This is a genomic window from Paenibacillus tritici, from assembly GCF_018207515.1.
Classification (GTDB): Bacteria; Bacillota; Bacilli; order Paenibacillales; family Paenibacillaceae; genus Paenibacillus_AQ; species Paenibacillus_AQ tritici.
In genome coordinates this window covers 6,671,981-6,694,887 of record NZ_CP073365.1, presented here as the reverse complement: position 1 = coordinate 6,694,887, position 22,907 = coordinate 6,671,981, and the positions used below count along the sequence as shown (strand labels likewise).

The 22,907-nt window shown below is 52.9% G+C and carries 20 protein-coding genes and 1 riboswitch; of the genes, 12 read left to right on the top strand and 8 right to left on the bottom strand.

Features of this window, described 5'->3' with window-relative positions:
• Positions 1–52 precede the first annotated feature (52 nt).
• Both KDC22_RS28775 and KDC22_RS28770 read left to right on the top strand, forming a co-directional pair.
• Positions 53–2,440 (top strand): glycoside hydrolase family 95 protein, encoded by a 2,388-nt coding sequence (locus KDC22_RS28775; RefSeq protein WP_211721174.1) that lies wholly within the window; start codon positions 53–55, stop codon positions 2,438–2,440.
• 247 nt (positions 2,441–2,687) lie between these two features.
• Positions 2,688–3,827 carry a transglutaminase domain-containing protein gene (locus KDC22_RS28770; RefSeq protein WP_211721173.1) on the top strand — a complete coding sequence of 380 codons (1,140 nt, stop codon included), beginning with the start codon at positions 2,688–2,690 and terminating at the stop codon, positions 3,825–3,827.
• A gap of 14 nt (positions 3,828–3,841) precedes the next feature.
• Here the strand turns inward: KDC22_RS28770 and KDC22_RS28765 are convergent, their stop codons facing one another.
• The gene (locus KDC22_RS28765; protein ID WP_246553079.1) at positions 3,842–4,159 is read right to left on the bottom strand and encodes a DUF3889 domain-containing protein; all 318 of its coding nucleotides are present in this window, start codon (positions 4,157–4,159) and stop codon (positions 3,842–3,844) included.
• A gap of 71 nt (positions 4,160–4,230) precedes the next feature.
• On the bottom strand, positions 4,231–4,641 hold the full coding sequence (locus KDC22_RS28760; RefSeq protein ID WP_211721172.1) for a MerR family transcriptional regulator: 411 nt from the start codon (positions 4,639–4,641) through the stop codon (positions 4,231–4,233).
• A 118-nt stretch (positions 4,642–4,759) separates the two neighbouring features.
• Between KDC22_RS28760 and KDC22_RS28755 the strand changes: the two genes are divergently transcribed.
• Entirely contained in the window at positions 4,760–5,410 is a 651-nt protein-coding gene (locus KDC22_RS28755) for a nitroreductase family protein (RefSeq protein WP_173139747.1), read from the top strand.
• Between the two features lie 466 nt (positions 5,411–5,876).
• Here the strand turns inward: KDC22_RS28755 and KDC22_RS28750 are convergent, their stop codons facing one another.
• From KDC22_RS28750 to KDC22_RS28740, 3 genes are all read right to left on the bottom strand, one after another.
• On the bottom strand, positions 5,877–7,331 hold the full coding sequence (locus KDC22_RS28750; protein WP_173139746.1) for an amino acid permease: 1,455 nt from the start codon (positions 7,329–7,331) through the stop codon (positions 5,877–5,879).
• A gap of 152 nt (positions 7,332–7,483) precedes the next feature.
• A riboswitch (Lysine riboswitch) is annotated at positions 7,484–7,701 on the bottom strand.
• A gap of 97 nt (positions 7,702–7,798) precedes the next feature.
• Positions 7,799–8,932 carry a conserved virulence factor C family protein gene (locus KDC22_RS28745; RefSeq protein ID WP_211721171.1) on the bottom strand — a complete coding sequence of 378 codons (1,134 nt, stop codon included), beginning with the start codon at positions 8,930–8,932 and terminating at the stop codon, positions 7,799–7,801.
• A 138-nt stretch (positions 8,933–9,070) separates the two neighbouring features.
• Positions 9,071–9,400 carry a hypothetical protein gene (locus KDC22_RS28740; protein ID WP_211721170.1) on the bottom strand — a complete coding sequence of 110 codons (330 nt, stop codon included), beginning with the start codon at positions 9,398–9,400 and terminating at the stop codon, positions 9,071–9,073.
• A gap of 142 nt (positions 9,401–9,542) precedes the next feature.
• On the opposite strand from KDC22_RS28740, the gene KDC22_RS28735 reads away from it, so the two are divergent.
• Both KDC22_RS28735 and KDC22_RS28730 read left to right on the top strand, forming a co-directional pair.
• The gene (locus KDC22_RS28735) at positions 9,543–10,541 is read left to right on the top strand and encodes an MBL fold metallo-hydrolase (RefSeq protein ID WP_173139741.1); all 999 of its coding nucleotides are present in this window, start codon (positions 9,543–9,545) and stop codon (positions 10,539–10,541) included.
• Between the two features lie 265 nt (positions 10,542–10,806).
• On the top strand, positions 10,807–12,432 hold the full coding sequence (locus KDC22_RS28730; RefSeq protein ID WP_211721169.1) for an ABC-F family ATP-binding cassette domain-containing protein: 1,626 nt from the start codon (positions 10,807–10,809) through the stop codon (positions 12,430–12,432).
• Between the two features lie 101 nt (positions 12,433–12,533).
• Here the strand turns inward: KDC22_RS28730 and KDC22_RS28725 are convergent, their stop codons facing one another.
• Entirely contained in the window at positions 12,534–12,719 is a 186-nt protein-coding gene (locus KDC22_RS28725; protein ID WP_036694961.1) for a hypothetical protein, read from the bottom strand.
• A gap of 135 nt (positions 12,720–12,854) precedes the next feature.
• On the opposite strand from KDC22_RS28725, the gene KDC22_RS28720 reads away from it, so the two are divergent.
• Together KDC22_RS28720 and KDC22_RS28715 are read left to right on the top strand one after the other, a co-directional pair.
• Entirely contained in the window at positions 12,855–13,724 is an 870-nt protein-coding gene (locus KDC22_RS28720; protein ID WP_173139737.1) for a cation diffusion facilitator family transporter, read from the top strand.
• 214 nt (positions 13,725–13,938) lie between these two features.
• The gene (locus KDC22_RS28715; protein ID WP_211721168.1) at positions 13,939–15,039 is read left to right on the top strand and encodes a C40 family peptidase; all 1,101 of its coding nucleotides are present in this window, start codon (positions 13,939–13,941) and stop codon (positions 15,037–15,039) included.
• 243 nt (positions 15,040–15,282) lie between these two features.
• On the opposite strand, the gene KDC22_RS28710 is transcribed toward KDC22_RS28715, so the two are convergent.
• Entirely contained in the window at positions 15,283–15,690 is a 408-nt protein-coding gene (locus KDC22_RS28710) for a hypothetical protein (RefSeq protein WP_211721167.1), read from the bottom strand.
• A 274-nt stretch (positions 15,691–15,964) separates the two neighbouring features.
• A complete protein-coding gene (locus KDC22_RS28705) occupies positions 15,965–16,132 on the bottom strand; it encodes a DUF1328 domain-containing protein (protein ID WP_036694965.1) in 168 nt (55 codons plus the stop codon).
• A 188-nt stretch (positions 16,133–16,320) separates the two neighbouring features.
• Here KDC22_RS28705 and KDC22_RS28700 point away from each other — a divergent pair, with 188 nt between their 5' ends.
• From KDC22_RS28700 to KDC22_RS28680, 5 genes are all read left to right on the top strand, one after another.
• Positions 16,321–16,827, top strand: a complete 507-nt coding sequence (locus KDC22_RS28700; protein WP_173139731.1) for a DUF948 domain-containing protein — start codon at positions 16,321–16,323, stop codon at positions 16,825–16,827.
• 69 nt (positions 16,828–16,896) lie between these two features.
• Positions 16,897–17,433 (top strand): hypothetical protein, encoded by a 537-nt coding sequence (locus tag KDC22_RS28695; protein WP_211721166.1) that lies wholly within the window; start codon positions 16,897–16,899, stop codon positions 17,431–17,433.
• A gap of 94 nt (positions 17,434–17,527) precedes the next feature.
• On the top strand, positions 17,528–17,875 hold the full coding sequence (locus KDC22_RS28690) for a YflT domain-containing protein (protein WP_211721165.1): 348 nt from the start codon (positions 17,528–17,530) through the stop codon (positions 17,873–17,875).
• A 185-nt stretch (positions 17,876–18,060) separates the two neighbouring features.
• Complete coding sequence (locus KDC22_RS28685; protein ID WP_211721164.1) at positions 18,061–19,233, top strand: SpoIIE family protein phosphatase; 1,173 nt, start codon at positions 18,061–18,063, stop codon at positions 19,231–19,233.
• A complete protein-coding gene (locus KDC22_RS28680; protein WP_211721163.1) occupies positions 19,230–22,898 on the top strand; it encodes a response regulator in 3,669 nt (1,222 codons plus the stop codon). Before KDC22_RS28685 ends, KDC22_RS28680 begins: the two co-directional genes overlap by 4 nt.
• Positions 22,899–22,907: the final 9 nt, after the last annotated feature.

Genomic DNA, 22,907 nt, shown 5'->3' with positions numbered 1-22,907 from the left:
TGGTCAGGGCCTTTTGCTGTACTCCATTAAGATCATGAGGAGCGAGGAGAACATGGAGAATGAGCAGGCGTACCCGTGCCCGTGGAAGCTTAGATACCGCCAGCCCGCAGCTGTCTGGGAAGAGGCGCTGCCGCTCGGGAACGGGCATATGGGAGCTATGGTCTTCGGCGGCACCGCCAGGGAGCGGATTCAACTGAATGAAGATACCTTATGGTCCGGATTTCCCCGGGATACCAATAACTATGAAGCGTTGCGCTATCTGAAGAAGACAAGGGAGCTGCTGTCCGCCGGTCAATACGGCGAAGCGGAGGATATGGTGAATGCCCATATGCTTGGTGTCAATGCCCAGGCTTATATGCCGCTCGGGGACCTGATTCTTACACAGCCGGGTGCAGAGAACTACACGGCCTATGAAAGAGAGCTTGATCTGGACAGCGGAATAACCCGGGTCACCTATAGGACGGAACAGGGGTCATTCACCCGTGAAGTATTCATCAGCGCTCCAGATCAGGTGGGGGTCGTTCAGCTTGTAAGCGATCAATCCGGGGGCATTGATCTTGAGCTTGCTCTGGATAGCCCGCTTAAGCATCGGGTCAGCCGAGGCCAAGGGAATGGGCTTGTATTGCAGGGGCGTTGCCCGTCACATATTGCCGACAATTATCACCAGGATCATCCGCTGGCGGTCCTCTATGAGGAGGGTCTCGGAGTGGCATTTGAGCTGCATCTTCAGGCACAGGTGACCGGAGGGAGCGTTGATTATTCGGGTGATAAGCTGGTGATAACCGGCGCAGACCGTGTGCTGCTGCTGCTTGCAGCCGGCACAGACTATGAGGAGGTGCGGTCCAGAGCAAGCCATAGGAGAGCAGGGGCGGCGGCTCAGGATTCAGCAGTTATAGCAAGCCCTGCCGAGCTGTGTGCAGGCAGAATAACTTCTGCTGCCGGTATGACTTATGAGGAGCTGTATGGACGCCATGCCGCAGATCACCGGGCTATATTCCGCCGGATGGAGCTGGATCTGGGCGGACATGACGCGGATAAGCAGCCAACCGATGAACGCCTGGCCGCTTACAGGAACGGAGGGGAGGACCCGGCGCTGGAAGCGCTGCTGTTCCAATACGGCCGCTATCTGCTGATGGGCAGCTCGCGGCCCGGAACACAGGCAGCCAATTTGCAGGGGATCTGGAATCCGCATGTTCAGCCGCCCTGGAACAGCAATTATACAACCAACATTAATACACAGATGAACTATTGGCTGGCGGAGGTCTGCAATCTCAGTGAATGCCATGAGCCGCTGATTGAGCTGATCAGGGAGCTTAGCGTGACCGGAGCCAGAACGGCTGCCATTCACTATGGGGCACGAGGCTGGGTAGCGCATCACAATGTGGATCTGTGGAGATCGTCCACCCCGTCCGGCGGAGATGCCAGCTGGGCATTCTGGCCCATGGGCGGGGTATGGTTATCCCGCCATCTGTGGGAGCATTACGAATTCACCCCGGATATTGCTTATCTGGAAGAGACCGCTTACCCGCTAATGAAGGGAGCAGCGCTCTTCAGCCTGGACTGGCTGGTGGAAGGGCCGGAGGGAATGCTTGTCACCAGTCCGTCCACTTCGCCGGAGAACCGGTTCGTAACCGGGGACGGCAGAGCCTGCAGTGTATCTATGGGGTCGGCTATGGATATGAGCCTGATCGCTGAGTTAATGCAGCATTGCCTCCAGGCTGCGCATATTCTGGGTGTGGACGCTGCGTTTCAGGAAGAGCTGGAGCAGACGCTAACCCGCCTGTCTCCGCTGAAGATTGGCAGTGATGGACGGCTGCAGGAATGGATCTATGAGTTCACCGAATCGGAGCCGGGACACCGTCATGTCTCCCATCTGTACAGTCTGTATCCGGGTAACCGGATTAACGGACGGGACACCCCGGAGCTGCTGGAGGCCAGCCGGTACTCGCTGGAGAAGCGGATCGCCTCCGGCGGAGGACATACCGGCTGGAGCTGTGCCTGGCTGATTAACCTCTATGCCCGGCTTGCCGACGGAGAGTCGGCCTATGGTTTTGTCCGCACGCTGTTAACCCGCTCCGTGTATCCCAATCTGTTCGACGCGCATCCGCCGTTTCAGATTGACGGTAATTTCGGTGTGACTGCCGGGATCGCAGAGATGCTGCTTCAGAGTCATCTGGGCGGGCTTACGCTGCTTCCGGCGCTGCCCGGAGCCTGGAGGAACGGCCGAATCCGCGGCCTGAAGGCACGCGGCGGTTATGAGGTTGACATGGAATGGCAGGATGGAATCCTGGTATCCGCACGGATCACGGCGGGGGTGGACGGAAGGCTGCACCTGAGCTATACGCATGGACTGACGCTGCAGCTTGCGGACGGCAGCGCCCAGGCGCTTAAGGGTGCGATTGATGTTACGGCTGGCGGGGTTTATCTCGTAACGGTCTGAGGTGTAAGCGCAGACTTGTATTGAAGGCAGCATATGCCGCCGCTTCCTGGAGATCAGCCGGGAAGCGGCGGCTTTTTACCATTATAGAATTTATAAGATTTAGGGATCCCCGCAAAGTACCTGAGTAACCTTCGAGGCCAAAGCCCCGCTTTGTGGGGGTATTTTACCGTGTGCCCTTTATGGTACATTTATGAGGATGGATAATCATATGATTCATTATATAGATTGCAGGAGGCACTCGGACAATATGGGGAAGAGACATAGATCGCTGATGAAGACTGTGGTTGGAATCATGCTCGTTTTTGCAGCCATACCGCCTGCGACTTACTGGGGATATGAGTATGCCTATGCTGCGCCGGATTCGGCGGTGGTGCATTCCTACGAAGGAATGACGCAGAAGCTGGCCGGAGCGATGAGCAACCGCAGAGAGACCATTACCTTCACGTATCAGGGGAAGACTGCCAAGCTGAAGAGTGAGATAGAGAAGGCGATTAATCAGGCGATGGGGAGCGAGCTGTACCTCTATTATATTATTGACAGCTATGCCTTCTCTTACCGCGGAAGCACGCGGTCTGTTCAAGTGACGGTTCAGGTGGAGTACCGGGAGACGCTGCAGCAGACGGCGTATGTCAACAAGCAGGTGAAGGTTATTCTGCAGCAGATCATTACGCCGGGGATGAACAATCACCAGCGGATACAAGCGATCCACGACTGGGTCGTGCTGAATCTGGAATATGACACCTCGCATCGTAAATATACCGCTTATGAGGGGCTTACGACAGGCAGTGCGGTATGTCAGGGCTATACCCTTTTGACTTACAAGCTGCTGCTGGGGGCGGGAATTCCGAACAGGATTGTGGAGGGGACGGCAAGGGCTGCAGGCGGTGTGACCCAGTCGCACGCCTGGAATCTCGTGCAGTTGAACGGGCTATGGTACCACCTGGATACCACCTGGGATGACCCGGACCCAAGTCCGGAGGGCGGAATCAGTACGGTGTATTATATGAGGACAGATGCCCAGATGCGTCTTGACCACAGCTGGACCAAGTCTTACCCGGCGGCTGCCACCAGCTATGCGAAGACGCTGTCCCAGCTGGTCAGCAGCGGAGGGCAGGGCACGGAAGGATACAAGCAGCTTCAGGAGGTTCTGGGTTACCGGCTGTATGAGGAGGATCAGGTGATCTCTTCGGCGGCACAGCTCAAGGAGCTTGCCCGGCAGGCGGCGGAAGCCGGACAGCAATCGGTGCTGTTCCGCTACCGTGGGAGCGACAAACTGCTGAGGCGCGATCTCCAGGTGCTCTATGAGCTGGGGCTGGATAACCTGGCCTTCAACAGTTCGCCGTTTGAGAATACAGGGGATCTCAAGGTATATGTGGCCTGGAAATAAGCGGAGCGGAGTCTTCAGCTCCTGGTCTCCAGGAATTGAATACTCTGAAGCTTGTCGGTGGACGGGTTGAAGCGGATCATGACGATGACTCCGAATTCTCGTCCAGCTTTGCTGCGGACCAGCAGTTTGAATTTCTCTTCGGCCAGCTTAGGTTTGATTTGGGTGCGGCCAATATGCTTATAATCAACAATCTCGGCGTTGTATTTCTGCTGCGCCTCTTTCACGGCAAGGGTTCCCCAACGGGCATAGTCAGGAGCGGCCGAGCCACGGCTTAACGGCCAGCTTATGACGAGTATTAGCATCAGCAGGGGAATCATCCAATGTTTTTTCATAGGTGCCTCCTTAGGTTGTGAATACAGGATAGGATGCCCCACAAATAAAAAATACATTAGGGAAGCAGCAATTAGGGATGTCTCTCGCTGCGTTGGGCTGGGGGACATGCGACATGCGAAGCCTTTCCGAACCCGTCCTCGCACGTTATCTCCAGCTCAAGAAGGTCATAAAGGTATTGCTTGGAATTCTCCAGATTTTTTTGAGCAGCTTCAATCTCAGATATTTTATCTTTTAAAATGCGGGTTTGCTCTTCTTTGGATATCCCGTTTGCGGTGATCATGGATTTGATATCATTAATCGAAAAGCCTACAGCTAAACAGTTCTTGATCACACCCAGATGGTGAATAATCCCTACATCATAATTGCGGTAGTTGTTCTCTTCCCGCAGGATATATTCATCTGTAATAATGCCCATTTTCTCATAGTAACGGATGGTGGATATGGGTAAGTCAACTATTTTGGCTACTTCACTAATCTTCAATGTGAATCCCTCCGTTTGTCCCTATTGCTATAAAGTATACTTCATAGTTTAGAATTCTTGTAGTGATGATACGATTATCAGCACTATTCCAGCAAGTATACAAGGGAGAGAAATTCACATGAGCACAATCACCCGTAAATTCCATAAATCCAACGATTTCAATGAAATCGTCCTGGAGCGCCGTTCCGTTAAGGTCTATGATCCTGAAGTGAAAATCAGCCGGGAGGAAATGACAGAGATGCTGGAGGAAGCTTCCCGTGCCCCCTCTGCCATTAACATGCAGCCGTGGCGTTTCCTTGTCATTGACAGCGCGGAAGGCAAAGCAAAGCTCGCACCGCTGGCTTCCTTCAACCAGACCCAGGCGCTTACCTCCTCGGCAGTGATTGCCGTGTTTTATGATGCCAGCAACAGTGAGTATATAGAGGAAATTTTCGGCAAAGCCGTGGAGCTTGGGTACATGCCGCGTGACGTCATGACTATGCAGCTCCAGCAGATTAAGCCTTATTATGCGAACCTTGCCGCATCCGAACTCAGGGATGTGAATCTGATTGATTCGGGGCTTGTTTCCATGCAGCTAATGCTTGTAGCCCGTGCCCACGGTTACGATACCAACCCGATGGCCGGATATGATAAGGAACACATTGCCGAAGCTTTTGGCCTGGATAAAGAACGGTTCCAGCCGGTCATGCTGATCTCGATCGGCAAAGCCGCCAAAGAGGGTTATCCGTCCTACCGCCTCCCGGTCGATACGATCACCACCTGGGCGTAATAAGCAACCCAACTGTAATACATCCCATAGCGTGCAAAAAGACCGGTTGAGCCTCCGTGAAGGGGGCACAGCCGGTCTTTTTATTGCAAACCGTTAGACCACTTCAACCGGCAGCATGATGAGTGTGCTCCTTACGGTCTCCCTAACCGATGATTAGGGCGTACTCCCTTGGGAGTAAGGTCCAATTCAACAATAACTGTAGAATGTACACTTAAAAACAGCGAAAAGGCATACGAGCATCGTATACCTGTAGTCTGTACAACTAAATCAGCCCGAAGGGTGAGAACCAGAGGAAAATGGATTTTTAAATGTACCAAATACATCTAAACGAATAATTGGTTTGAAATCAGACGATTTAGTTGTACGAAGTACAATTAAGCCTTACGCAACTCCCCACCCTTGCCCGACAACCCTTCAGCCAGCGCTTTTCCAAAAGCGGTTTTACTAGTTAAAATCTCATGATCTACTAGTCTGCGTGTGTACTCAGGTCGCACTTATCCAGCGGGATAATGCTGCTCTTGCGGAACCAGCCGTAGCCGAGCCAGATCAGCAGGAACAGAGGAACACTGATATAGGAGACCAGAATGCCATACCAGTCGATGCTTGAGCCGGTGAAGGCGCCCATGTTCTGGCCGAATACAGCCACCATACACAGCGCGAAGGCAAACAACGGACCGAAAGGGAACCATCTGGCCCGGTAGGGCAGCTCATCGAGCGAATGTCCCTGCTTCACAAAGGCACGGCGGAAGCGGTAATGGCAGACGGCAATCCCCAGCCAGTTGATGAAGCCGCACATCCCGGAAGCGTTCAGCAGCCAATTGTATACCGCGCCATCCCCGAAGAAGGAGGCGAGGAAGGCCAGCATGCCGACAGCAGTAGTCACGAGCAGCGCGCCTACAGGAACTCCTCTGCGGTTCAGCTTGCCGAGGGCACGCGGAGCCATTCCATCCTTAGCCATGGCGTACAGGACGCGGGTGGAGGCATACATTCCGGAGTTGCCGGCAGACAGCACGGAGCTGAGAATGACCGCATTCATGACGGAAGCGGCGATCGCCAGCCCTGCTTTGTTGAAGACGATGGTGAACGGGCTGACGCCGATATCATCAATTCCGCCGCGGAGCAGATCGGGATTCGTATAAGGGATGATCATGCCGATGACGAGAATAGCGAAGATATAGAAGATCAGGATGCGCCAGAACACCTGGCGGATCGCTATCGGCACATTCTTGCGCGGGTTCTCGCTCTCGCCGGCTGCGACACCGACCAGCTCCGTGCCCTGGAAGGAGAAGCCTGCGGCCATGAAGACCCCGACGAACGCGAAGAATCCCCCGTGGAACGAGCTGCCTCCCAGCTGGAAGTTGCTGAATCCCACCGCTTTGCCGCCCATAATTCCGAAGATCATAAGGACTCCGACGATGAGGAAGACCACAACGGTAATAATCTTGATAATGGCAAACCAGTATTCCGATTCGCCGTAACCGCGCGCGGAGAGGAAGTTCAGGCCGAACATGAGCAGCAGGAACAGCAGACTCCAGAGCATGGAGGGGCTGTCCGGGAACCAGTACTTAATAATGACGGTGGCTGCCGACAGCTCGGCGGCAATGGTAACCGCCCAGTTGTACCAGAAGTTCCAGCCGATGGCGAAGCCGAAGGCGGGGCTGACGAACCGCGTTCCATACGTGCTGAAGGAACCGGAATCCGGTAAATAGGTCGCCAGCTCCCCGAGGCTGGTCATCAGGAAATAGACCATAATGCCGACTGCGGTATAGGCGAGCAGGGCTCCGCCCGGCCCCGAGGAAGCAATCGCGCCGCCGCTGGCCAGGAACAGTCCGGTTCCGATCGAGCCGCCGAGGGCGATCATAGTCAGATGTCTTGCTTTGAAGGATTTACGCAGGCCTGGAGAATTGGATTGTTGCTGCATGAATAGGACACTCCCTTTAGATTGATGGTTCTGTTCACAGCGGGGAGCGCCGCTGCCTGCATCGGCCAGTATCTTCCAACCGGCAAGCTGCACGCAAAAAAACCGCAGAATGAGCTGCGGTTTCCTGAATATAGGCTCCGCATCATACTCCCTGTTAAGATAGCGCAACACCGTGCGTTTCCCGCAGTCTCCTGACAGGCAATACGCACAGTGACAGTTCCGCGCCTTTCGGCTAACGGCCCCAATCGTTACTGCTACACTAAGAGCTGCAGTGACGATTTCGGCGGATATTCCTTTGGGCACGTATCACCGATGGCTCTTAGGCATCTCCACGCGCTTACTCTTCCTATCCGCGACCTCTACCTCATCCTAGGTATGATGAGGCTATCTTTGAACGATATGAACAACAGGAATCAGTATAATGCAATCCGGCTATCCAGGCAATGACAAAATACACCAGGCTTAGCTCAGGTCCGTCTGCGCTCCGACATCTGCTGCCAGACGGTGCCCGCCGCTTCCTCGCCGGACAGAATCCGCTCCAGTGCCATCTTGGCCTGCAGCCCCACCTCGAATTCAGGGTCTTCCGCCACAAGGGCAAGGGCTTCCTGCGCTTCGGCTGTCCCGACCTCATACAGGAAGCGTGCCGCCCGCCAGCGCACCAGCTTGCTGGCGTCCGTCAGCGACGCTGTCATCACCGGCGTCGCCGCCGGGTCGCCGATGTCGGAGAGCGTGTCCCCGGCCGTGCGCCGCACAGCCGGGGCGCGATCCTGCATCGCCTCATAGAGCAGCTCCATCGCCCCGGGCGTGCGGATGTCGCCCAGGTACACGACAGCCAATCTGCGGATTTGCAGCTTGGGGTCGTGCAGCGCCGTACGCAGCTCCGGCAGGAGCTCCTCGCCCGGCGCCAGATCCTCCAGCGCGGCGTAGCGCACGCGCCAATCCTCGTCCTGCAGGTCCCGCAGCAGCTCGGCCTGCTCTTTCTTGTGCCGCTGCTCGACGAACTCGCCGGCTGCCCCGTGCGCGATGGCCTGCTGCACGAGGGAGTCGAGGCGTTCCTGCGGATACGCCGCCTCCAGCTCCTGCTCGACCTCGCGGGCAATCTCCGGCGGCTCGCCGTAGCGTACGCCGTAATCGGTGAGCTTGCGCTCCTTGATCATCACGGCGCTGGCCACATCGGTCACCGCCTGGGTGAAGCGGCTGGACAAGGCGATGCGCTCTTCCTTCGCGCCGGTCTTCACGCGGATCTGGATCGGGATGCCGCGGAACATCTGTACGAATACCTGGGCCTCCCCGAAGTGGGCGCCGTCATTCTCATCGCCGAGACTGTATTCCGCGCTTAGGCCATCCGCGCCGAAGCGGCTCTGCACCTCGCGCAGAATCGCCGCCCAGTCTGCACTGCCCTTGCGCTCCAGTGCGGCGAAGTCGGCGGCATGATAAATACTGGTGACACCCGGAATGTTCAGCATATCCTGCGCCCAGGAAGGGGCGGAGCGCAGGGTTTCCGGGGTATAAGTCCGGCGGATGCCGGGCGTAAGGCTCTCGTCCAGATGAAGCTTCATTGTATTTGGACTCGGAGTCGGTTCAATAAATGTAATCTTCATACGTCAGCTCCTTTTTATGAATAGCATAGATACCGTTCGCATTACCCGCATTTTACATCATTTGAGCAGGTGAATACAAAGGGGCAGGGGCTGGAAGCCGCTAAAATTTAAAATATTTAAATATGACGCTCTTAAGCTTTAAACTTGAACCTTCATCGTCACTGCTGTGAACATTTGGACCTCCGGCTGCTGCCCAGCCCCAAATTTCTTGATTTTGAACCACATTAAGCGGTGGAAATCCGGTGACTGCTTGAACTGTTGTTGCACGTATGGCAACTTTACCTTTCCGATATCTCGGTATCCGGGAGCTTTCCTGTACGAAATACAACATTTTCCGCTGCTATGCCGATTGAAGGTGTAACAATGCTGCTTTTCGTGCATCAATCTAAGGTTTGATCCAAGATCAGGAAGAGAATGTTGTATTATGGGCAGGATTCTAAATAATAAATCTGCTTTCGTTTCCCGCATACGTTTCCTCCTGAGCGAAATGGGTAACATTTGTAAGTAGTAGCATTACACATCGGTACGCGCCTGCACCCCCTCGGGATTTTTGCAAATGACATTGCGGAACTCTATAGTTAAGTTAAGTGAATTAAGGAGTGGTTCCACTATGGCAAGAATACGTTACAACAACATCGACAATGTCAGCACCGATAAAACGCTTAAGGAATTCCGCCAATGGCGTGAGGAACGCCGCCGGAAGAAGAAGGATTATACCTATAAAGTGCCGAATCATCCGCCGCGGCTGGAATATCTGGCCGGGAACCGGCTGGAGACAACGATCACGTGGATCGGGCACTCCACTTTTTTTCTGCAATATGAAGGTCTTAATATCATCACCGATCCGATCTGGGCGCGGAGGCTGGGGTTTGAGAAGCGGATCGGTCTGCCGGGGATACCCATTGGCGAGATTCCGCCCATTGATCTGATTCTGATCTCCCATTCCCATTATGACCACCTGCACATCGCTTCCATCCGCCAGTTGTACCGGGCAGGAACGACGACCCTTGTGGTCCCGGAAGGACTGAAGCGCAAAATGGTCCGCAAAGGGTTCCCGGACTGCCTGGAGATGCAGTGGTGGCAGGAGCTTACGCTCGGTGCCGTCAAACTGACATTCGTCCCGACCCAGCACTGGACCCGGCGGACGCCCTTTGATACCAATTCCTCTCACTGGGGCGGTTATGTGCTTCAGCCGGCAGATCCGCAGAAGCATCCGGAGGGCGAAGAAGGCAAGGGACAGCGCAAGCTTCCGCCGAACCTGTATTTTGCCGGGGACAGCGGCTTCTTCCCGGGCTTCAAGGAGATCGGCAGCCGCTTCAAGCTGCATGTCGCACTGATGCCGATCGGGGCCTATGAACCGGAATGGTTCATGAACTCGCAGCATGTGAATCCCGAGGAAGCGGTGCAGGCATTCATAGATGTAGGCGCAGAGCTTATGATTCCCATGCATTTCGGAACGTTCAGGCTGGCTGATGACACCGCCCGGGAAGCGCTGGACCGGATGGAGCAGGCGAGGGTGCAGCAGGGGATCAGCGAGGAACGTATCCGTACATTAGGTTATGGGGAGACCCTGGTGGTGCATCCCGAAGAGCGCCCGCCTGGACAATAACTGCCGGCGGCTGACCGGGAGAAGTCCCGCATAACCCTTCTACTTAAAAATATAAGAAATTATATGTTTCACACGATAACTTATCCTTCTATTTCTCGCTGAAACAGTGCCTTCCTTAAAAGGACGGCAAAGTTGTTTCCACTTGATAAGATATTTGCCTGGAAAAGGGCAAAGATGCCCCTTAAAGGGCTACAATTACGGGCCATTTGCCTTGATTTTATGCTATAATGAGCCGGAACCTAAGTGAAAAGGATGGTAATGCTTAATGATTAGCACAAGCGGTATAACACTCCGCTACGGAAAACGCGCACTATTTGAGGATGTAAACATAAAATTCACACCCGGCAACTGCTATGGTCTGATTGGCGCGAACGGCGCCGGCAAATCGACCTTTTTGAAAATTCTGTCCGGAGAGATCGAAGCGAACATCGGCGATGTGCATATCACACCCGGTGAACGTCTAGCCGTACTCAAACAGAACCATTTCGAGTATGATGAATTCCAGGTACTGGAAACGGTAATCATGGGCCATACCCGCCTGTATGAAATTATGAAGGAAAAGGACGCCCTGTACGCAAAAAGCGACTTCACCGAAGCCGACGGACTTCGTGCCGGTGAGCTGGAAGGCGAATTCGCTGAGCTGAACGGCTGGGACGCCGAGCCGGACGCAGCAGCCATGCTGATCGGACTGGGTATTATGCGTGAAATGCATGACAAAAAAATGGCCGAACTCAGCGGCAACGAGAAGGTCCGGGTACTGCTTGCGCAAGCCCTGTTCGGACGTCCGAACAACCTGCTGCTCGATGAGCCTACCAACCATTTGGATCTCGAATCCATCGGCTGGCTGGAGAATTTCCTTATGGACTACGAAGGCACCGTTATCGTGGTATCCCATGACCGTCACTTCCTGAACAAGGTCTGTACGCATATTGCGGATATTGATTTCGGCAAAATCCAGATGTACGTCGGCAACTACGACTTCTGGTATGAGTCCAGCCAGCTGGCCCAGGCTCTGCAGCGCGACTCGAACAAGAAGAAGGAAGAGAAGATGAAGGAGCTGCAAGCCTTCATTCAGCGCTTCTCCGCCAATGCTTCCAAATCGAAGCAGGCCACTTCCCGTAAGAAGCAGCTTGAGAAGATTACTCTGGACGATATCCGTCCATCCAACCGTAAATATCCGTTCCTGAACTTCAAGCCTGAGCGTGAAGCCGGCAAGCAGCTGCTTACGATCAGCAGTCTGACCAAGTCGGTGGACGGCGAGAAGGTACTGGATGAAGTCAGCTTTGTAGTGAACAAAGGCGATAAGATCGCTTTTGTCGGCCCGTATTCCCAGCCCAAATCTCTGCTGTTCGATGTGATTATGGGAGAGCAGGAAGCCGATGCCGGTGAGTATACCTGGGGAGTTACAACCACCCAGGCTTATTTCCCTAAGGATAACTCCCGCTACTTCGATGGTGTGAATATGAACCTGGTCGAATGGCTGCGCCAGTATTCCAAGGATCAGGACGAAACCTTCCTGCGCGGATTCCTGGGCCGGATGCTGTTTGCCGGTGAAGAAGCACTGAAGAAGGCGAGTGTATTGTCCGGGGGCGAGAAGGTCCGTTGTATGCTGGCCAAGATGATGCTGAACGGGGCGAACGTGCTTGTCTTCGACGAGCCGACCAACCACTTGGATCTGGAGTCGATCACCGCGCTCAATAACGGTTTGATCGACTTTGACGGCACCATTCTGTTCACCTCCCATGACCATCAGTTCATTCAGACGATTGCCAACCGTATCATCGAGATTACACCGGCTGGAATCATTGACCGTACGATGAGTTATGACGAGTATCTGGAGAACCCGGAGATCAAGGAAATGCGTACCCGGATGTATCCGGTAGAGGTATAAGAACCAGAGATAGATAGAATGAACGGCAATGAAGGCATAAGCAAACGGCTGCGTCGTCCCCGAAGGGATAACGCAGCCGTTTATGTTCAAATATACAGGTTTTAGGAACCGCCAGTCCTGCGCCGCTGATTATTAGGCTTCTTGTTGTTCTGGCTTTTCAACGGTTTCGCGGAGCCGGCCTGGAATGTTGACCCCGGTTTACCCGAAGCATGTTGTTTCTTCTGCTCCAGCTTCTGGCGGATCGCATCGGCCAAATTAATTTTTGGTTTCTCATTGTTCTCGCTCATTATGTTACCCCCTTAGGCAGCAAGTCCTTATTCCTTATTCTAATTGTTTTTAAATGCTGCTACAAGGGCAAGAATAACTCAAAGAAAGTTTTCCTGTAACTTATGCGGCAAAGGATGGGGAGGGGACGGCAGAAAATGACCGATATTTATGAGGATATACGCAAGGGTGAAAAGGGTGCGATGGTCAGTATTGCTGCTTATCTGGTTCTGTCTGCCTTCAAGCTGGTCTGCGGCTACTTATTCGCTTCCAGTGCACTCCTGGCAGACGGCTTCAACAATTTAACCGATATCGTGGCCTCGCTTGCCGTGCTGATCGGTCTGCGCATCTCGCGGAAGCCGCCGGATTCCGATCATACCTACGGGCATTTCCGGGCCGAGACGGTTGCCGCGCTGATGGCTTCTTTTATTATGGCGCTGGTCGGCATCCAGGTTATCGTGGAAGCGGTGCGCTCTTTGTTTGAAGGCAGCAAGGCTGTACCCCAGCTCTGGTCGGCTGGAGTTGCGCTGGTGTGTGCCGTGGCGATGATGGGGGTATATATATATAACAAGCGTCTGGCGAAGCGGATCAATAATCATGCGCTGATGGCTGCAGCCAAGGATAATTTCTCGGATGCCATTGTTAGTGTGGGGGCGGCGATAGGGATTGCAGGTGCGCAATTTGGACTGCCGTGGATTGATTCGGTTGCTGCGATCGGGGTCGGATTGCTGATCTCCAAGACGGCCTGGGATATTTTCCGTGATTCCACGTACCGCCTGACCGACGGATTCGATGAAGATAAGCTGCTGGATCTGAGAAGTACGATTGCCCGGACACCGGGAGTGGAGGGCATCAAGGATCTGAAAGCCCGGGTACACGGCAATCATGTGCTGGTGGATGTGGTGGTGGAGGTGGATGCCCGGATGACAGTTATGGAGGGACATGAGATTAGTGACTCCATTGAAGAGCGGATGAGCAAGCTGCATAACATCATGCATGTGCAGGTTCATGTCGAACCCAAGGACTAAGCCATTCCTTAATTTCTCCTAGTTAGCTGTAATTTCCACCAAATCCAAGGAGAAATCGAGACTATAGACCTGCATGTTACCATAAGATGGAAAGGTTTTTTGTGAAATTTGGAGCATGTTCCAAATCCCGGGTAAGCCTATAATGAGGGCAGAAAGCAACAAACGTAGCGCGCGCCGTTGTTGAATTTCTTAATACGCTAAGCGGGGGAACGCTATGATCGTATCACCTAAGAAATTTACAGCATCATTATGGGTTTCTGCATCACTGGCATTATCCTTGGGAGTGTTCAGTCCGGAGCAGGCTTTGGCTGCATCGGATTCTTCTATTACGTCTTTGGCGGCGTCTGCCGGACAGACAGGCATCATTCAAACCTCCGTCCGGCTGCGTACAGATCCTTCTACCGATGGCAAGGTCCTGAAATATCTGAGTAAAGGTGACCAGGTTGTTATTCTGGAGGCCGCAGGCAGCTATTGGTACAAAGTAAGAACAGCAGAGGGGACCACCGGTTATACCAGCTCGGGAGATTCCTACATCCGTGTGGTTACGGCTTCCGCCCCTGCATCTCAGACCGCAGTTATCCAGGCCACAGTCCGTCTTCGGGAGACCCCTTCCTCAAGCGGCACGATTATGGGATACTTATATAAGAATGACCAGGTTACCATCCTTGAAGCTACGAACAGCTATTGGTACAAAATAAGAACCGCCGCGGGTCTGGTCGGTTATACGAGCTCGGACAAGCAGTACATTGCTGCGGCGGGTATCTCAACGCCTGCTCCTGCACCTGTGCCGGTTCCAACACCGGCACCAGTGCCAACACCGACGCCGGTACCTACGCTTGCGCCTGTGCCTGTACCAACGGCCGGGGGGGACCAGACTGCTGCAATTGAGCGTGTAATCTCAGCGGGTATGGGTTACTTGGGGACACCGTATGAATTCGGCTCCAGCCGGAATGATACCAGGACCTTCGACTGCTCTGATTTCATCCGCCAGATCTTTATGGATGCAGCGAATTTGAAGCTGCCTGCCGATTCCCGGCAGCAGGGGGATTGGGTGAAGCAGAATAACACAGCCGTAACGGATATTGCAGGCCTGAAGCGCGGCGATTTAATGTTCTTCATGGATTATAAAGGGAGTTCGTCCTCTGCATACACGGGGATTGACAAGTCTGCGGCAAGAATTACGCATGTAGCCATGTATTTGGGTGACGGACAGCTGTTACACACCTACTCTGTAAGCTCCGGCGGCGTAAGGGTAGACAAATTAAGCGCTTCATGGATGAATCGTTTCCTTTACGGAGGCTCGGTCATCCGCTAATTATATAGCTAGGGCAGGAAGAAGCGACAGGCAGTACAAGTTTGTGACGGGTGAACGAGTGCGGGTGTTTTGCGGGGTTATCCCTTCAGTAGAAGATTCTACTGAAGGGATAACCCTTTTTCTATGAATATGAACACAAAAAAAAGGCCGTTTGGACTAACGTCCACGGGCCTTATGGTATGATATATCCGTTGAGTCATAGCTGCAGCGAATGAGCAGCTATGACTCATATGTGTAAGTAGCTTATGGAGTGATGATATAAGCGGAGGAAGGAACCTTGATCCAAGCTTTGCCCAGCCAAGTATATACTTCTCTCCATTCGTTACCCATAGCGTCTTTCATAATCACACCTGTAGTATCGACTGTCTGTGCACTCAGCCAGCCAGCAGGAGTTGCCATGCTTCCCATAGTAAGGTGGAATGCTGTGATTTTTGTTAGAATGATCTGAGGAGTCGCAGGTTTGACATCTGCTGGTGTAATTACCGGGTCAGCCGGGTTCAGGTAAGTGGCTCCTGTTACAGTAGTTACTGCATCAGAAGAAGTGGTTTTAGTAGTGTCTGTTGTACCTGTTGTCACCTCGGCGGCGGAAGCTGTAGCTGCTATGGAAGCCATAAGACCCATTGCTACTGTTAAACTGGCTAATTTTTTCATTGATGATTCCTCCTGGTATTGTTGTTGGTGTGATTTTCTATGTTTGCACTGTGCTAATAAGGATGTAAACATAAATTGCATCGAATGAACCATTGTTAGAAATAAATTTATTTTTTCTTTGTGTTCTGCCGGGATGAACAGCTTCTAACAGCGCTATAACAACAGATTTGAACAGCAGCAGGCCCGGAGGCTTCCAGGCGGAAGCCTCCGGGCCTGACGATACTACCTGGTTACAGTCAGCAAACGGTAGGGTTCTTTTCATTAAGAAGGTTGTTTACATTGAACGTCCCCTGCGCCCCATGAAGAGCGAAACCACAAAGAGGATCAGGAAGATGTAGAACAATACCTTGGCGATCCCGACAGCCGCCGCCACAATATTGAAGAATCCGAAGATACCGGCAATCAGCGCAACTACCAGCAGAATTATTGACCATCTTAGCATGAGATGTCATCCTTTCTGTGTGTTGATGTAGTCATTGTTTAAACGATGCTTATCCATTTGAAACAGGCAGAGCGAAAGGAGGATTCCAGGGGCTTGACCCTTTGTTTCGGCCGAATTCGGTAAGGGTAACTATGCAGTATCAGGCAGAGCACACCGACAATTTAGACATTTTGGAAGGGGTTATGGAAATGATCATTGAACTTAGCGTAGCACTTGTTGCTGTAGCATTCGCAGTACTCGTATTCTTCTTAATCAAAACCTTGAAGTCAGCGAAGGAATCCCTCGACAAGGTCAGTCAGACTCTGCAGGAAGTTCAGAAGACTATTGATGAGCTGACGTATGAAGTGAAAACAACCGTCAGACACGCCAATGACATCACGGCCGATGTCCAGAGCAAAATTCAGAAGATTGACCCGATCGTTGATTCTGTGAAGAATCTGGGCGATGTGATGAATGAGCTGACATTGACCGTGAAGCAGGTATCTGTAACTGTCATTGAGAAATTCCGTAAATCGCGTGAGCTGAAGGACAAGGCGAAATCGGTATCCATTGCCGAAGCGCCGCTAACGCCAGCCGAAGAGAGAACCGTTCAATCCTATGAGGCAGTGAACGCAAGCAAGTCCAAGGGCAAAATAGCAACAGCGCTCAAAAGCGTGGATGCTGCAGCAGCAATCTGGCAGAAATTCCGTCCTTAATCTATTGTAATGAGATACGGCAGGGCTCATGCCGAGGGCAACTTCAGCTTATGAAAGGCGGGAACACACATGAAAATGGTTATTCTCTTGCTAAGTCTGCTGTCTCCCTTCATATCTGCACCGCCGCAAGATGAGACTATCCCTGCCGAACCTTATACTTCCGTACAGCTCCCGGTCACATTTGCCTTCGGGCATAACCTCAGTACCGATTCCTACATAAGCAGCTTCGATTCCTTGTCCGGCATCAGCTTATATATGCCGGAAGATTCGCTGCTGCGGACCAAAGGTACTCCGCTGCAGATTGCTCCCGATCCCTGGGCCGATTGCCTGGAGTATCAATATGCCGACGTCTCAGCGGGAGTCTGCGGCGGCGTTGTCCTCTATGTACATGCTTCACCCTCCCAGGCTGAGCAATATGGTCTGAAGCTCAATGACCGGCAGTTGAACCCGCAGACGATGAATGTGCAGGACATACTGGGGGCTCCCGATTTTGAAGCCGAGGACGGCGATGTTTATATAAGAGGAACAGCCGCGCTCAAAATCTACCGCAATATGGATAGTGGGGAATGGAACGGGCTTGATTTGTTTGACGGGAATTCCTTCTAAGGCTGTTTCAAGAAGGGCAGATCCGGTTAATGAATGCTCAGTCATCTTTCAACTGCTTTGCCCTCTTAATTATAAGATCAAGGAGAGTGATTTCATGGATTCAACCGGTACACAGGCCTATGCCAAGCTGCTGGAGAATGGTGTTCAGGCCATAGAAGAAGTGAAACGGCTGCAGAGCAGCGGCTACACCAAAGATGATCTTTATGTGATCAGTCACGATGAAGACCGCGAAGGCCGTATCGTGGATGCTGCTGATGTCAATGAGGTCGGGTTAACTGAAGAAGGGTTATTTGGCGCGATCGCGAACCTCTTCCGTTCCCGCGGCGATGCGCTGCGTTCCAAGATTACGTCGCTGGGCTTCAGCAGTGCAGAGGCGGCATTTTATGAGAAAGAGCTTGATTCAGGCAAGGTTCTGGTTATTGCCAAAAGAAACCCGCAGTAATTTCCGCTCAGCTTGTGTGAGCTCTATAGTCCAATAGCGTAACCTCCAGTCCCACTAGATGATAGTGGGGCTGGAGGTTACTTTGTTGAAGACGGGACCTGATTTGTTCCAATATCTAGTGAGTTGGTAACAGGCCGTTTAAATATCGTATGATAGATATATTAATTAGGTGAGGTGAGGAAGACTTGAGAATTCTAATCGTAGATGACAATCCTACCAATGTAATCATTATCCGTGAAATCCTCAAAAAAGAAGATTACCGAAACTTTATAACGGCTTCGTCCGCTAAAGATATGTTAAAACTGCTGGGTGTCAGTACAGAGGCTGGGGCAGAGCCGCCAAGGCCGTCCGATGTGGATCTGATTCTGCTTGATATGATGATGCCCGAGATGGATGGAATTGAAGCCTGCCGTGTGGTGCAGCAATACGAGCATCTCAAGGATATTCCTATCATTATGGTTACTGCCGTAGGAGACTCGAAGAAGCTTGCAGAGGCGCTGGATGCCGGAGCGGTCGATTATGTTACCAAACCGATTAACAAGGTCGAGCTGATGGCCCGTATCCGCCTGGCGCTGCGGCTCAAGCGCGAGAAGGATTGGCATAAGGAGCGGGATCAGCGTATCCAGGATGAATTGAAGCTGGCAGCCCTGGTACAGAATGCAGTGCTTAGTCTGCCGCTTACCGAGGACACCCTGGAGGTACATGCCATTTATCAGCCTTCCTTCGAGCTGGCCGGGGATCTGTATGCCTGGTATCCGCTCGGGGAAGGGCGTTATGCTGTTATTCTGCTGGATATGATGGGGCACGGCATTTCTTCCTCTTTATTTTGCATGTTCCTGGCCTCCGTCCTGAAGGATACCGTGACTACCTATGTTGAACCCGAGAAGGTAATTCAGGAGCTCAACAGGCGCTTTAACCAGCTATATATTGAGAAGCAGCTGGTCCAGTATTATTTCACGGCCATCTATCTGGTGATTGATACCCGGATGAAGCGGATTAACTATGTGAATGCCGGGCATCCGCCGGCACTGTTCTTTGAAGGAGAGGCTAAGACGCCCGTTCTGCTGGAGAGCAACTGCCACCCTGTTGGGCTGTTTGACCGGATTGATATCCAGCAGCAGAGCCTGAGCTATGAAGAGGAAGGCCATTTGGTGCTGTTTACGGATGGTCTCCTGGAGATGGTGGAGGGAGAGCAGGAGGACCAGCTGAAGTTCATGATCGGGCATCTGAATGCCACTCATGACTGGCAGGAAGAGGTTATGCGCGCTGCCTTCCTGAGCGAACCTGTCAATTCGGACCGTGATGATGATAAATGTCTGGTATGGATCTCTATGAAGAAAGGAACAGATAGGCAATGAAGATTAAGGCGAAACTGCTAATCGGGTTCAGTGCGATGCTGGCCATTATGCTGGCCCTTACCATGATCGGCTATGACAGGCTGCATTATATGAGCGGCCAGCTTGACAGCTACCAGGAGAGATATACCAAGGGACGCGCCTCCTCGGGGCTTCGCGGCGAAGTGAATGATATGGCCCGGATCTTGACGACCTCGATGCTTAACGCAGACACGGTGTCGGTGGAATCCCAGAAGGACCAAATTGAGAGTAAGGTTCTCAAGGCTGATGAGCATCTGGCGAACATTAAGAGCTCATTGAAGACTGCGGAGGAGCTGCAGATGTTATCACGCATCGAGAACTCCTATTCCGCTTATCTGAAATATCAGGATAAGGTCCTGGAGCTGCTGAGCGCCGGGTTCTTTCAGAATGCTAATTCCTACCGCAACACAGAAGGACAGGATATTCAGGACGAGGTGCTGAACAGCCTGAATGTCCTGTCAGATTACAATGCCTTCCGCATGACAGAAGAGACTGCCAATGCCCAGAGTGCTTCCGAAAGATCGATTCAAATGGTAACCCTCATTATGGTGCTGGGACTGCTGCTCGGGCTGGGTGTGATTCTGTGGGTAATCCCAAGTATCACGCGCGGCCTTAGCGTTGTCTCCATGATGATTACGAGCTTCGGCAACGGCAAAATGCGGGCCATCCGCCGGATCAAGGTGAAGTCCAAGGATGAGATTGGTGACGTAGCCCGGGTGTTCCAGCGGATGGCCGAAGATATCGAGCAGAAGCAGCAGCTCGAGCGGTCCTACGCCCAGGCCCAGAGCGATCAGGCCTGGCTGAATGCCAATATAGCCCGGGTCACGGAGCTGCTGCGCGGTGTCAGCTCGCTGGATCAGGTCTCCCAGACCTTTATCAGTGAATTCACTCCTGTGCTGGGAGCCCAGTATGGTGCCCTTTATCTGAAGAGTCAGGACAACCCGAACCTGCTGGTCAGCAGTGCATTCTATGCCGGTGAGGAAGGCGTTCATCCGAAGGAGAGCTTCGAGATCGGGCAGGGGCTGGTCGGCCAGGCCGCTTTGGATAAGCTGCCGATTAAGCTGACCGAGGCGCCGGATAACTACATTTCCGTGTCCTCGGGGTTCGGGGAATCGCATCCGGGCTATATTTCCATCCATCCGCTGTTATTCGAGGATGAGCTGCTGGGTGTGGTCGAATTCGCTTCCTTCACCCCGTTCTCGGTGCTGCAGAATGAACTGCTGAATCAGCTGTCGAATAATCTGGGGATCATTCTGAACAATATCAGCCGCAGGCTTGTGGTTGAAGAATTGCTGCGGGAATCGCAGGCCCTCACCGAAGAATTACAGTGCCAGTCGGAGGAGCTGCAGACCCAGCAGGAGGAACTGCGCCGTTCCAATGAGAATCTGGAGGAGCAGACAGATGCCCTGAAGCGTTCCGAGGAGCTGCTGCAGCGGCAGCAGGGAGAACTCGAGCACTACAACACAGAGCTGGTCTCCAAGACCCGTGCCCTGCAGGACCAGGTGCAGGAGGTTGAAGAGAAGAAGGATGAGATTGAACATGCCCGCGTCCAGCTTGAGAAGCAGGCGATGCAGCTTGCGGTGACCAGCAAATACAAATCCGAGTTCCTCGCCAACATGTCCCATGAGCTGCGGACCCCGCTTAACAGCCTGTTGATTCTTTCACAGCTCCTCACGGAGAATAAAGAAGGCAACCTCAGTGACAAGCAGGTGGAGTTCGCCCATACCATCTACATGTCGGGTGCGGATCTGCTCAAGATGATTGATGAGATCCTCGATCTGTCCAAGGTGGATGCCGGCAAGATGGAGCTGAATCAAGAGGAAATTCCGCTGACAGAGCTGAAAACCTTCGTGAAGCAGAATTTCGCTCCGCTGGCCAGCCAAAAGGGACTGTCTCTGCGCCTCTCGTTCGAAGAGCCGCTGCCGGACAGTGTGTATACCGACGCACACAGGCTGAAGCAGATCCTGCGCAATCTGTTGTCCAACGCCTTCAAGTTCACCAGCGAAGGTTATGTGGAATTCTCTGTCAGCCGTGCGGAGGGCAAATATCTGCCCTCTTACCTGCCTCATGAATATGATTATATTGCGATATCAGTCAAAGACAGCGGAATTGGTATTCCGTCCGACAAGACCGATATTGTCTTCGAGGCCTTCCAGCAGGTTGACGGAACGACCAGCCGCAAATATGGCGGCACCGGGCTTGGGTTGTCGATCAGCCGCGAATTAGCCCGTCTGATGGGCGGGGCTATCGGACTGGAGTCTAGGGAAGGGCAAGGCAGCCAATTCACCTTGTACCTGCCAATCAAGGGGAACTTCAGCCTGCTGCCGGGAGCCATAGAAGCTGCGCCTGCCGGAGAGGCAGCGGCGCTTGAGCAGTACAGGGAGGCGTTGCCATGGGAGGTGTCCGGAGATATCGCACCAACACCTCCGGTCCCTGTGATTGTTGAAGATGACCGTGAGTCACTGGAGAGCGGCGATAAGGTGCTGCTAATTATCGAAGATGATGAGAGCTTTGCCAAAATACTGCTGGGTATGGCCCGCGGGCGCGGCTTCAAAGCACTGGTGGCCCTGCAGGGAGATATAGGCCTGCAAATGGCCAAGACCTATCTCCCGGACGCGATTATTCTCGACATTCAGCTGCCGGTCATCGACGGCTGGTCGATCCTCAGAGAACTGAAGAGCGCTTCCCACACCCGCCATATCCCTGTGCATGTGATTTCTGTGAATGACGAGATCAAGCAGGGGCTGATGATGGGGGCGATGGCCTATCTAAGAAAGCCTTCTTCCCGCGAAGCGCTGGACCGGGCATTCTCGCAGATTGAGAATTATACGGCAAGCACCTTGAAGCATCTGCTGATCGTAGAGGACGACGACATTCAGCGCCGTTCCATTATGGAGCTTATCGGACATGATGATGTTGCCATTACCGCCGTTTCAACGGGCCATGAGGCTCTAAGCGAGCTGCGGAAGCAAAGGTATGACTGTATGGTCCTTGACCTCATGCTGGGCGATATGACCGGCTTCGAGCTGCTGGATCAGATCCGTGATGATGAAGAGCTGAATGATCTGCCGATTATTATTTATACCGGTAAGGATCTGGACAGCAAAGAAGAAACACAACTCCGCAAATATGCAGAGTCGATTATTATTAAGGATGTCCGCTCGCCGGAGCGCCTGCTGGATGAGACCACGCTGTTCCTGCACCGGGTTGAGGCTAATTTACCGGAAGATAAGCGTAAAATTCTGCAAAAGCTGCACAATAAAGAGGAACTGTTCGACGGCAAGAAGATTCTGCTGGTCGATGACGATATCCGCAATGTCTTTGCCCTCTCCAGTGTGCTTGAGGGATACCAGATGGAAGTGAAGTTTGCCGAGAATGGCCGGGAGGCCATTGATATGCTTGTCGAGCGGAATGATTTCGATCTGGTGCTGATGGATATGATGATGCCGGAGATGGACGGGTATGAAGCCATGCGCCGTATCCGGCAGATGCCGCAGTACCAGAAATTGCCGATTATAGCCCTTACGGCCAAGGCGATGAAGGAGGACCGGGCGAAGTGTATTGAGGCCGGAGCCTCCGATTATATGAAGAAACCGATCAGTACGGATCAGCTTCTTTCGTTAATGCGGGTCTGGTTGTATTCGTAAGTGTGATTT

What these genes read in the sequence shown, in the direction of transcription:
- KDC22_RS28775 (WP_211721174.1), top strand. Translation starts at nt 53, where the DNA reads ATGGAGAATGAGCAGGCGTACCCGTGCCCGTGGAAGCTTAGATACCGC.
- KDC22_RS28770 (WP_211721173.1), top strand. Translation starts at nt 2,688, where the DNA reads ATGGGGAAGAGACATAGATCGCTGATGAAGACTGTGGTTGGAATCATG.
- KDC22_RS28765 (WP_246553079.1), bottom strand. Translation starts at nt 4,159, where the DNA reads ATGAAAAAACATTGGATGATTCCCCTGCTGATGCTAATACTCGTCATA.
- KDC22_RS28755 (WP_173139747.1), top strand. Translation starts at nt 4,760, where the DNA reads ATGAGCACAATCACCCGTAAATTCCATAAATCCAACGATTTCAATGAA.
- KDC22_RS28750 (WP_173139746.1), bottom strand. Translation starts at nt 7,331, where the DNA reads ATGCAGCAACAATCCAATTCTCCAGGCCTGCGTAAATCCTTCAAAGCA.
- KDC22_RS28745 (WP_211721171.1), bottom strand. Translation starts at nt 8,932, where the DNA reads ATGAAGATTACATTTATTGAACCGACTCCGAGTCCAAATACAATGAAG.
- KDC22_RS28740 (WP_211721170.1), bottom strand. Translation starts at nt 9,400, where the DNA reads ATGCGGGAAACGAAAGCAGATTTATTATTTAGAATCCTGCCCATAATA.
- KDC22_RS28735 (WP_173139741.1), top strand. Translation starts at nt 9,543, where the DNA reads ATGGCAAGAATACGTTACAACAACATCGACAATGTCAGCACCGATAAA.
- KDC22_RS28730 (WP_211721169.1), top strand. Translation starts at nt 10,807, where the DNA reads ATGATTAGCACAAGCGGTATAACACTCCGCTACGGAAAACGCGCACTA.
- KDC22_RS28725 (WP_036694961.1), bottom strand. Translation starts at nt 12,719, where the DNA reads ATGAGCGAGAACAATGAGAAACCAAAAATTAATTTGGCCGATGCGATC.
- KDC22_RS28720 (WP_173139737.1), top strand. Translation starts at nt 12,855, where the DNA reads ATGACCGATATTTATGAGGATATACGCAAGGGTGAAAAGGGTGCGATG.
- KDC22_RS28715 (WP_211721168.1), top strand. Translation starts at nt 13,939, where the DNA reads ATGATCGTATCACCTAAGAAATTTACAGCATCATTATGGGTTTCTGCA.
- KDC22_RS28710 (WP_211721167.1), bottom strand. Translation starts at nt 15,690, where the DNA reads ATGAAAAAATTAGCCAGTTTAACAGTAGCAATGGGTCTTATGGCTTCC.
- KDC22_RS28705 (WP_036694965.1), bottom strand. Translation starts at nt 16,132, where the DNA reads ATGCTAAGATGGTCAATAATTCTGCTGGTAGTTGCGCTGATTGCCGGT.
- KDC22_RS28700 (WP_173139731.1), top strand. Translation starts at nt 16,321, where the DNA reads ATGATCATTGAACTTAGCGTAGCACTTGTTGCTGTAGCATTCGCAGTA.
- KDC22_RS28695 (WP_211721166.1), top strand. Translation starts at nt 16,897, where the DNA reads ATGAAAATGGTTATTCTCTTGCTAAGTCTGCTGTCTCCCTTCATATCT.
- KDC22_RS28690 (WP_211721165.1), top strand. Translation starts at nt 17,528, where the DNA reads ATGGATTCAACCGGTACACAGGCCTATGCCAAGCTGCTGGAGAATGGT.
- KDC22_RS28680 (WP_211721163.1), top strand. Translation starts at nt 19,230, where the DNA reads ATGAAGATTAAGGCGAAACTGCTAATCGGGTTCAGTGCGATGCTGGCC.